At 38.3% G+C, this 2,705-nt stretch carries 4 protein-coding genes and 2 pseudogenes; 3 read left to right on the top strand and 3 right to left on the bottom strand.

Features of this window, described 5'->3' with window-relative positions; all coding sequences use genetic code 11:
- The coding region (locus tag F6K51_RS38805; protein ID WP_365940591.1) for a UvrB/UvrC motif-containing protein at positions 1-120 on the top strand (120 nt) is incomplete at its 5' end.
- On the opposite strand, the pseudogene F6K51_RS35955 reads toward F6K51_RS38805, so the two are convergent.
- Positions 115-585, bottom strand: a pseudogene (locus tag F6K51_RS35955) (transposase); the annotation flags it as partial. The gene F6K51_RS38805 and the pseudogene F6K51_RS35955 overlap by 6 nt on opposite strands.
- Before the next feature lie 400 nt (positions 586-985).
- Between F6K51_RS35955 and F6K51_RS35950 the strand changes: the two are divergent.
- Both F6K51_RS35950 and F6K51_RS35945 read left to right on the top strand, forming a co-directional pair.
- Positions 986-1,156, top strand: a complete 171-nt coding sequence (locus F6K51_RS35950) for a hypothetical protein (protein WP_293030628.1) — start codon at positions 986-988, stop codon at positions 1,154-1,156.
- A 24-nt stretch (positions 1,157-1,180) separates the two neighbouring features.
- Positions 1,181-1,312, top strand: coding sequence for a hypothetical protein (locus F6K51_RS35945; protein ID WP_293030625.1), 132 nt, complete (start codon positions 1,181-1,183; stop codon positions 1,310-1,312).
- Between the two features lie 355 nt (positions 1,313-1,667).
- Here F6K51_RS35945 and F6K51_RS35935 read toward each other — a convergent pair.
- Both F6K51_RS35935 and F6K51_RS35930 read right to left on the bottom strand, forming a co-directional pair.
- Positions 1,668-2,540: pseudogene (locus F6K51_RS35935) on the bottom strand (IS630 family transposase).
- Positions 2,513-2,705 (bottom strand): hypothetical protein (locus tag F6K51_RS35930; protein WP_293030619.1); only part of this gene is annotated, 193 nt, incomplete at its 5' end. The pseudogene F6K51_RS35935 and the gene F6K51_RS35930, both read right to left, overlap by 28 nt.

The raw sequence follows: 2,705 nt of genomic DNA, 5'->3' as shown, positions 1-2,705 counted from the left end.
CTAAAAGAAAAAGATGATGCGGTACGCTCCCAGGACTTTGATCGAGCTGGGGAACTACGCGATCGCGAAATGGAAATAAAGGCGGAAATTCGCTCAATTGCCCAAAGCAAGAAGGACTGACACTATCCCATTATCTACTTTTCCGATACTTCCTAGATATTGCCGCGCTACATAGTCCGTTTTTTTTCCTTTCTTTCTATCCCCGGTTTCATCTATTATGACTGTAATTGCTTGTTCTTTTAATTTTTCTTTGATTTTCCTTAATCTTCCCTTCTTTAGTTCCCTGACTGACCAAGGTGAATTGGCGATGAAGTGATGTAGTGACTGGGCTGATTTTATCCCTACTACTTTGCGGTGCGACCCGTGGCGAATTTAATTCGCCTACGGAAAGCGCACCGGAGCTATTTCTGGTAAGGATTTTCTCTTTATTGCTGAGACTATTCCTAAGTGTAAATATTTGAAGCATTCATAGTTCCTTACTTCTTTGAATAGGTCTTTATAGGTCTGACAATATTCATCTATTATTGATACTGTTGCCTGGGGATCCCTGGCTAAATGTTTGAGGATTTGTTCCTCTACATCCATTGCTGTGCCTACCTTGTAGAGTTTCTTTTTTTTCTTTCTCTACTTATTATAACCGGAGAGTGACAGAAGAGGGATAAAGGAAGCCAAAGCTGCTAAACAGAATGCTAAGGATCACGGATATCAGGAAGAGTTAGATAAGTGGGTCACAATTGTGGATAAATTCGAGATACAGCGAAAGCGTTTAGAGTCTTTGAGTAAGGAGGATTTTCCTTTTGGTCATCCTTTCTATTGGGCTGGTTTTGTTTCGCAAGGAATTTAGAATGGAGAATGAAGAATGAAGAATTTAGAATTTAGAATTTAGAATTTAGAATTAAGAGTTTAGTTTTGTAGGGTGGGCAAGGGGAAATAAATTGGTTGGAGGGCTTGGGTTGAGGAATTACCTTGCCCACCAGGATTAACGGTGGCGAGCTTGGCTTTTTGGTGGGCAAAAGTCCTAGAGTTTTTCCTACAGGTGATCTGTGTACACTTTTTGCCCACCCTACAATATCTTACTTTTTGGTGGGCAAAAGTTCTAGAGTTTTCCCTACAGGTGATCTGTGTACACTTTTTGCCCACCCTACAGGATCTCTAAATTCTAAATTCTAAATTCTAAATTATGACTAACCTTCAACCTGCTAACCTTCAACCTGCTAACCAAAAAAAAGTAGCCGCAGAAATACTTTCCACGGCTAGAATTTTTAGACTATGCACTCAATTTTATCAGCTATCCAATCCTGATCGGATGTGATTAGCCTTTGGCAAGGGGGGGAAACCCCCCCAGAAATTTAAGGTGTTAACGCCAAATCCAATATCTGGTGATCATCGTAATATATTCGTCTGGAGTTCCAGTGGGCTGAAGAGGACCCCATTCGGAAATTTGGATGTAGCCGAGGGCATTCAGAATATATGCGGTATGGGTGATTTGCTGGCGAGACCCTTTCAAAATGTACGGAACAATGAATCCGTTTGAATTATTGTTTGAATTGGGCTGAGAGTTTTGAGTCATAGTCGAAAAATTGTTTTTGAATTTTATAATTATAATTATAATGATTATAATTTAAGTGGTCAAGGAAAATTAAGAATTATAGCAATCGAAGTATAGATTAGGACGTTAACTGAACAGCTAAATCAACTCTCTCTCTAAAATCTTCGATAGTACCTTTTGATTTTCTAACCCGATTTTTAATCGGAAACCAATAATGTTCTATTTTATTTAAATCAGGAGAATAGGGGGGCAAATAGTAAAGTTCACAATCCGCTGCTTCAACTAATTCTCTAATTCTTTCTCCTTTGTGGAAGGTGGCATTGTCTAAAATTATAATTTGCCCTGGATTTAATTCAGGAATCAATTTATCTTTAAGCCATGTCTCAAATACTGAACGATTACAAGAACCCTCAAAAGTCAGTGGCGCTATCAGTTTTCCTTCAAGCAAACCACTCATAATACTGACTCTTACACTTCTTTTTCCTGATTTTAAGTCAGAAAATCTTTTTCCTTTTTCATTCCAGCCATAACCATAGTCTTCACGATTATCCATTCCTGATTCATCTATATAAACTAACTGTTCCGGCTTCTTTTGACTAATTTTTTCTCGAAACTCTCGCCTTTTTTCTTCATCTCTTTCTCGATAACCGTAAGTTTTTTTTTCGGGTATAACCAATTTTTTTTAAGCCAAAACCTATAGTCCTATCACTAATCTTTTCTGACCACGCTTCTGCCATTTCCTTCTGAGTTGAGCTACCATGAGCACGGGACTTACTCCCGAAATTTATCCTGCGTCAGCTATTTTCGGATTATATCCCTTTTGATAACCCTCTTTTGCCCTATAATCTCCTGTTTCCTTTCTCTTTTTTAACCAGAGGTCAATTGTATTTCGGCTAATTTTAAAGAGACGACTAGCTTCAGTTTTTCCCATGCCATCGTCAATAGCGCCCATGACTTTTGTTCTTAAATCGTAACTGTAAGGAACTGCCATTTAATTAATTTATTAACAATCTTTGACTTTCTGACTAGTGGGACTTTAGCGCAAATTATAAACAAAAATCGTGCTACTCTATATAGAGTATGCTTTTTAGGTTCGTATTCTTCTCCACTCAATCCGATGAAAGAAACCGTTTCCACAGCAATGCCCCCCTGCTTT

It is taken from the genome of Moorena sp. SIO3I8, from assembly GCF_010692325.1.
Taxonomy (GTDB): Bacteria; Cyanobacteriota; Cyanobacteriia; order Cyanobacteriales; family Coleofasciculaceae; genus Moorena.
This window is presented reverse-complemented; position numbering and strand designations above follow the sequence as displayed.

What these genes read in the sequence shown, in the direction of transcription:
- F6K51_RS35945 (WP_293030625.1), top strand. Translation starts at nt 1,181, where the DNA reads ATGACTAACCTTCAACCTGCTAACCTTCAACCTGCTAACCAAAAAAAA.